This is a genomic window from Microcystis sp. M_QC_C_20170808_M3Col, assembly GCF_007095505.1.
In the GTDB taxonomy this organism is placed as follows: domain Bacteria; phylum Cyanobacteriota; class Cyanobacteriia; order Cyanobacteriales; family Microcystaceae; genus Microcystis.
The window spans coordinates 1-7,085 of record NZ_SFBY01000412.1; the positions used below are offsets into that span (position 1 = coordinate 1).

The 7,085-nt window shown below is 41.6% G+C and carries 4 protein-coding genes; 2 read left to right on the plus strand and 2 right to left on the minus strand.

Features of this window, described 5'->3' with window-relative positions; all coding sequences use genetic code 11:
• Window positions 1-120: 120 nt before the first annotated feature.
• A complete protein-coding gene (locus EWV84_RS18890) occupies window positions 121-5,484 on the plus strand; it encodes a beta strand repeat-containing protein (protein WP_287079318.1) in 5,364 nt (1,787 codons plus the stop codon).
• Window positions 5,485-5,577: 93 nt separating this feature from the next.
• Here EWV84_RS18890 and EWV84_RS18895 read toward each other — a convergent pair whose 3' ends face one another.
• The gene (locus EWV84_RS18895; RefSeq protein WP_287079321.1) at window positions 5,578-5,796 is read right to left on the minus strand and encodes a type II toxin-antitoxin system HicB family antitoxin; all 219 of its coding nucleotides are present in this window, start codon (window positions 5,794-5,796) and stop codon (window positions 5,578-5,580) included.
• A gap of 197 nt (window positions 5,797-5,993) precedes the next feature.
• Here EWV84_RS18895 and EWV84_RS18905 point away from each other — a divergent pair, with 197 nt between their 5' ends.
• Window positions 5,994-6,614, plus strand: a complete 621-nt coding sequence (locus EWV84_RS18905) for a PEP-CTERM sorting domain-containing protein (protein ID WP_287079320.1) — start codon at window positions 5,994-5,996, stop codon at window positions 6,612-6,614.
• A gap of 51 nt (window positions 6,615-6,665) precedes the next feature.
• Here the strand turns inward: EWV84_RS18905 and EWV84_RS18910 are convergent, their stop codons facing one another.
• Window positions 6,666-7,013: a type II toxin-antitoxin system VapC family toxin gene (locus EWV84_RS18910; RefSeq protein WP_287079322.1), complete on the minus strand. Its 348-nt coding sequence runs from the start codon at window positions 7,011-7,013 to the stop codon at window positions 6,666-6,668.
• Between the last annotated feature and the right edge of the window lie 72 nt (window positions 7,014-7,085).

The following is a 7,085-nucleotide window of genomic DNA, read 5'->3' on the forward strand; positions in this document are numbered from 1 at the left end:
TGTCTTTAGAGACAGTTTTCTCCACTATTCGCTTACTTATCAACTTTATCTAACTCGAACTAAGTTTCGGGTCGATATTCCCTATCAACTCTCTACCGTCTTTTTCACACGAGGTATATCATGGCTATTCTTTACGTTAAGTCCAGTTCAACAGGTAATGGCTCCGCTTGGAACAATGCTTATGGCAGTTTACAAAGTGCTATTACTGCAGCACAAGCTGGTGATGAGATTTGGGTGGCTGCGGGGACGTATAAACCGACTACGGGAACGGACAGAACTGCAAGCTTTACCCTGAAAAATAATGTAGCAATCTATGGCGGCTTTGCAGGAACGGAAACTGCCCGTAATCAGCGTAATATTGCCAGTAATGCCACGATTTTAAGTGGTGAGATTGGCGCGTCTGGTATTGCGGATAATGCGTATCACGTCGTAAGCGCGACGGGTACGATTTCTACTCCTCTGGGTAACAGTTCTATTCTGGATGGGTTTACTATTACTGGTGGTAATGCCAATGGTACAACGGGAAATCAAGATGATGGGGGTGGGATGTATGTTTCGGGTGCTAGTCCAACCCTGAGAAATATCACTTTCCGCGATAATAATGGAACAAATGGAGGTGCTTTATATAACGAGAATGGTAGTAATCCTGTCCTGACAGATGTGTTGTTTGAGTACAATACGGCAACGCGAGGGGCGGCGATTTACGATGATTTAAGTAGTCCCCAGATTACTAATGGCACTTTTCGCCTGAATACGGCAATTAATGACGGGGGGGCGATTTATAACACCAGTAGCAGTAATCCCACCATTGTTGATTCGGTTTTTAGTCGAAATTCGGCTAATACGGGCAGTGGTGGCGCGATTTTTAGTAATCTGAGTAACCCCAATTTGATTAATAGTACCTTGAGTGGTAACGTGGCGGTGACTGGGGGTGCGCTACATAATGTTTCGAGTAGTGTAGCATTGCGTAATAGTATCCTCTGGGGAAATCAGGATAGTAGCAGTACGGGGAATCAGGTTAATAATGGTTCCGGTGGTAGTGTTACGGTTGCTAATAGTATTATCCAAGGGGGAGGGTTTACGGGTGCGACGGATAATGACCCTCTGTTTGTCAATGCGAAAGCGGATGATTTACGCTTAAAATCGGGTTCTCCTGCTTTGGATGCGGGAGATTCTACTTTATTGCCTCTCGATAGTCGAGATTTGGATGGGGATGGCAATACTTCTGAACGGATACCCCTCGATTTGTCGCGTAATTCCCGTGTTGTGGGTGCAAATGTGGATTTAGGGGCGTATGAAGGGGCAGAACTCGCTCCTACGCCTACTCCTGCAGCAGTTCGCACGATTTTTGTACGGGCAAATGCGGGGGGAAGTAATAATGGTACGTCTTGGGTTGATGCGTTTACGGATTTACAAGGGGCGTTAGCAGCAGCGAAAAGTGGGGATACGATTTGGGTTGCGGGGGGAACCTATAAACCGACTACGGGAACGGACAGAAATGCAACTTTTACCCTCAAGAATCATGTGGAGATTTATGGGGGGTTTGCTGGTTCGGAAACGAGTTTAAGTCAGCGAAATGTTGCCACTAATGCCACTATTTTAAGTGGGGATATTGGGACAGTTAATACTGCGACTGATAATAGTGTTCATGTTGTTACTGGTAGTCGAACATCTAACACAACGATTTTAGATGGGTTTACTATTTCGGGAGGTAATGGCACTGTTCCCGACGCTATAGGTATTGGGGGGACTAATAGTGGAGGAGGAATGATTATCATTGATGGTAGTCCTATTCTCAGAAATTTAATCTTTGAGAATAATAATGCTTTTTTTGGCGGTGGACTTCTTAATGATAATGGCAGTAATCCTACACTTACTAACATTATTTTCCGTAACAATAGTACCAGTGCTGGTAGTGGTACAGGTGGTGCTGGAATCTACAATCGTAACAGTAATCCTATTGTTACAGATGTTACTTTTAGCAATAATGTATCAAATGAGAACGGTGGTGCAATTTACAATAACACCAGCAATACCACTCTAACGAATGCAACATTTACCAGCAATACTGCTACTGCTAATGGTGGGGCAATCTTTAACACAGCTAGTAATGTCACCTTAAATAATGCCACTTTTACCAGTAACACATCTAATCTTTCTGCTGTTACTGGTGGTGGTGGTGGTGCAATTTATAGCATTGGCGGTAGTTCCACACTGAATAATGCAACATTTTCCAGCAATACAGCTACTTCAGATGGTGGTGCTATCTATAACACGAGTAGCACTTTCACTCTGAAAGATGGAACTTTTAATAATAACACTGCCAGTAGTGATGGTGGGGCAATATTAAGCACTGGCGGTAGTTTTAATCTGACTGACGCAGATTTTGTTCAAAACCGTGCTACTGCTGGTTTAGGTGGTGCTGTTTTCCTGCAAACTAACAACTCCACTATTACTCAAGCTGATTTCTTACAAAACCGTTCTGCTAATGGTGGGGCAATCTACAACAACAGAAATAATGTTAGTGTCACGAATGCTAATTTTACACTGAATATTGCTGATGGTGCTAATAGCGTAGGTGGTGCGATTTTTAATCGAGATAGTAATAACCTACAAGTTACCAATGCTATCTTCAGTCGGAATAATGCTGCTAGTCAAGGTGGTGCAATTTATCAGGATATAACAGATTTTTTAGGTAGTTTCACGACTACTATTAATGATACCAGTTTTAGTGGTAACTCTGCTGGTTCAGGAAGTGTAGTTTTTAGTGCGGGAATTAACAATAGTCATAGAATTAACACTGCTATTCGCAACAGTATCATTTGGGGAAATGGTGGAACTGCGCTTTCTAATAATAGTGTTGGTATTTACACAGTCACAAATAGTATAGTACAAGGCGGATTATTTGGAGGAACAAATGTTGACCCCCTCTTTGTCGATGCTATCAACGACGACTTACGCCTACAAAGCACTTCCCCTGCCATCAACGCAGGTAGTAACGCCTCTCTCCCTGCCGATACCCGCGACTTAGACGGCGATAGCAACATCACCGAAGCCATACCCCTTGATATTGCCCGAAATCCTCGCGTTAACGGTACAAACGTCGATATGGGTGCTTTTGAATTTACCCAAAATAGCGCACCCGTCCTCAACGATACTACCTTAACCGTACCCGAAAACAGCCTCTTAAACACCCTTGTCGGCACAATTACCGCCACCGATGCCGATAATAACCCCTTAACCTACAATATCACCGCAGGGAATCCTAACCTCGATGGGGACGGAATTTCCGCCTTTACCATCAATAATAGCGGACAAATTCGCGTCGCTGACCCCGATGACATCGACTTTGAAGTTAACCCCAATAACCCCCTAACCGTCACCGTCAGCGATGGAACTTTAACCGACACCGCTATTATCACCGTTAACCTCACCAATGTTAACGAAACCCCCAACCGTCCCCCCGTCGCTAATGATGCTACTTTTAGCCTCGTTAAAACCAGTCCCATTAATACCACAGTCGGAACTGTCACCGCAACTGACCCCGATAATAACCCTTTAACCTACAGTATTACTGCCGGAAATTTAGACAGCGATGCCGACAATATCAAGGCATTTAGTATTAGTAGTAGTGGCGTAATTACGGTTGCTGACACTGATGATATTAGCAGTCAAACTAACCCTTTCAATCTTACTGTTACCGTTAGCGATGGTAACTTAAGCGATACTGCCGCTATTACTGTTAATCTTACCAGTCCTGTTAACCGTGCGCCAGTCGTTAATGATGCTGTTTTCAGCATTTCTAAAACCAGTCCCAACGGTACAGTTGTCGGGACAATTAACGCCACTGACCCCGATAATAACCCCTTAACCTACAGTATCACCGCTGGAAATTTAGATACAGATGGCGATACTACCTCCGCTTTTGGTATTAGTAATACGGGAGTAATTACGGTTACGGATGCGGATGATGTTAGCGCACAAACTAACCCCTTTAACCTGACAATTCAAGCAAATGATGGTGCTTTAACCGATACGGGTATCGCTACCATTAACCTGAATAATGTTAACTCTCTCAGCTTCCAACTGAAACTCTATGAGGATAATAACGGGACAGTTGGCAGTGAAATTACAAGCAATAATGCCATTCTTGGTAACAGCTTCTTTGCGGAAATCCTAGTAGGTGATATTCGCACCAATGCAGCAGGTTTAATCATCAACTCCCTTGATTTTGGCTTTGCTGCTGATGTTGCTCAAAATATCAATAACTTTGCTGATATTGGCAATGTCAACAGTCCCCTAATTACCTCCGCTTTCCCCCTCTTCCGAGGCGGTACATTAGACAATACTAACGGATTAATTGATAACTTAAGTGGTGGTGCAGTTCCCGAAGCAAGTCAAGGTACAGCCATTGGGATTAATCAATTAAATCGCTTCAGTTTGCTACGCTTTAACGTCGTGGGAACGCGGGATAACTCTAACTTAAATCTCACCTTTGATCCCACTCAAATCGGTTTTGCTGATGGCACATTAGTTGATCCTAATGGTACTTTAAGCTTAACCCGTAATATCATCATCAATGATGCACCGATTGTCGGTAGTATTAATAACGTCAACCTCGCCGAAAGAAGTGCAGTAGGAACCGTAGTTGTCGCCGGAAACTTAGTAGATGCAACTGATGATGCTTACGGACAAACTCCCACATTTAGCTTAAGTACCTCTCCTAAAGATGGTTCAGGAAATGATCTTTTTGCTATCAACTCTACCACCGGAGAAATTACCTTAACTCAAGCGGGTGCTAATGCCATTGACTTTGAAAGTGGAGTTACATCCTATCAATTGGGAGTCAAAGCAACTGACGGTTATAAACTCTCTACCGAACGCACTTTTAACGTCAATATTACTAACGTTAATGAAGGGACAATAGTAGTAGATAAAAACGCCATCACCTTCGGCACAAAACTCTCTCAATACCGTACAAGTGCAACCGATAGCCTGTTTGTCCGTCCTAACTTTGCTGACAAAACCCAATTCATTGACATTACTAATACCGCATCGGGAACTAACGATGTACTTGCTATTGCTGGTATTACTATCAATGCTCAAAATGTCACCACAGATGCCAATTTTGCCAATGGAGACATACTGCTAAATCCCGGACAAACTCGACGTATCGCTTTAGCATATACACCCAAAGCAGCGCGAGAAAACTTCAATTTGGCTAACGGCTTAGTCATCAACAGTAATGCTCAAAACAATTCTGCTTTGAACATTCAACTAACAGGAAAATCAACCTTTAACAGTGATATTTCCTACGATGGACGGGTGAATTTAACCGACTTAACTACCTTACAACGTCCGGGGTTATTTGGTAGTAGTAGTGGACAAACAAATTATGACCCTACTGCTGATATTACCGGAGATGGAAGAATTAATCTTGCGGAATTAGTTCCCTTCAATTCCGAATTTGGATTAGTTATTTAGATTAACTCTGTAGGTTGGGTTGACCCAAGGAAACCCAACAATTCAGATTAATTATGATGACTTTTGATTAGGTTTGATGGGTTAGCGCACTTCCTAACCCATCCTACAAAATAAAGGTTTAGGTAAGGGTTCATTATCTACTTGATAAGCAATCATTAGCGATTCTATTGCTTCTTTTCCATTAGCGACAGCTTCCTCATAAGTATCTCCATGAGTACGCCAATATTGCCCTGGAAAATCAGGCAATGCAACCCAAAAACAATTGTCTTCATTAGACCATTGGATTACCATGCGATATTTAATTTGTTCCATTTTCTTGATTCCTCTTAACTTCTTTTTCTTGATACAACTTTGCATCGGTACTGTCTTTTCCAGAAACAGTAACTTTACCAGAGTACAAATGATGTACCCAGTTAGTGTGACTTCCCTTACCAGATTTTTGAATAAATGCTGCTTGGCGTAGTATTTGTTTTAACTCGCTAACTTTTTTAACTCAGGAGAACTACATTATGTCTAGTCTGACTACTCAATTCAACCTCAAAACTGATAATAGTGGCCTAGTGGGAACTATTATTAATAATCCTCTCCGTGTAGGCGATAGATTTTTTGTAGAAATTTTAATGGAAAATAGTGATATTAATCCTGTCGGTATCACTAGCGGTGCTATTAATTTATCCTTCGATCCTCGCTCAATTCAAAACATCGACAATCCTTTCAATCCCTCAGATATTAATAGTCTTCTTATTACCTCTAATTTCCCCTTTGGACGCACGGGAATCTTAGACAATACCAATGGTTCAATTACTAACTTAGGAGGCGGTTCTTTACCATTTTGGGGCATTGGTTCACCTCTGGGAATTAATCAATTGGATACTTTTAGTTTATTGCACTTTCAAGTAATCGGCAATGGTAATTCTAGTCTGGTACTTAATATTGATTTATCTCAAACTGGTTTTAGCGATGGCAGTGTTGCCAGTTATTCTGGTAATCAAAGTCAGTTGATAAAAATAGTTCAAGTGGATTCATCGACAGCTATTCCCGAACCTTCTACAATTTTGTCAATAGTAATATTAGGGTTAGGTGTATTGCTGTCTAAAAAGCGCAATCAAGACAATAGTAATGATGGTTAATTGATGTTTTTAGGGGACGTAAGCGATCGAGTTTACGTCCCTGATTGATACTCAAAAAAACTGTAAGTTAGGATAGGCTAAAATTACATTATCTTCAGTAGCCACTACTAAATTATGCTGTAAAGCTTGACAGATTAAAAGACGGTCAAAAGGGTCTTTATGAAGGAGTGGTAAATCTTTTAAATGTACTAGGCTTTTTTCATCAATAACCAAACTGTTAATTAAATGCTGTTTTCTTTTTTTGGGAAGATATAGGTCAGGACGCTCAGGAAAATTTAATTTGCCTAACTGATACTTAATAACGCACTCCCAAACAGAGACTACACTCAAAAAAACTTCGTTATTGCTATTTTTTATCTTGAATGTCGGGGTGAAGACCCTCGCTTTTAGCGACGGGATGAAACCCCGACCAGTATAAAACAGCAAAGCACGACATTTCGACAGGCTCAATGTAAAAGCTCAGTGTTTACA

Coding starts and splice junctions, on each gene's coding strand:
- EWV84_RS18890 (WP_287079318.1), top strand. CDS start 121: ATGGCTATTCTTTACGTTAAGTCCAGTTCAACAGGTAATGGCTCCGCT.
- EWV84_RS18905 (WP_287079320.1), top strand. CDS start 5,994: ATGTCTAGTCTGACTACTCAATTCAACCTCAAAACTGATAATAGTGGC.
- EWV84_RS18895 (WP_287079321.1), bottom strand. CDS start 5,796: ATGGAACAAATTAAATATCGCATGGTAATCCAATGGTCTAATGAAGAC.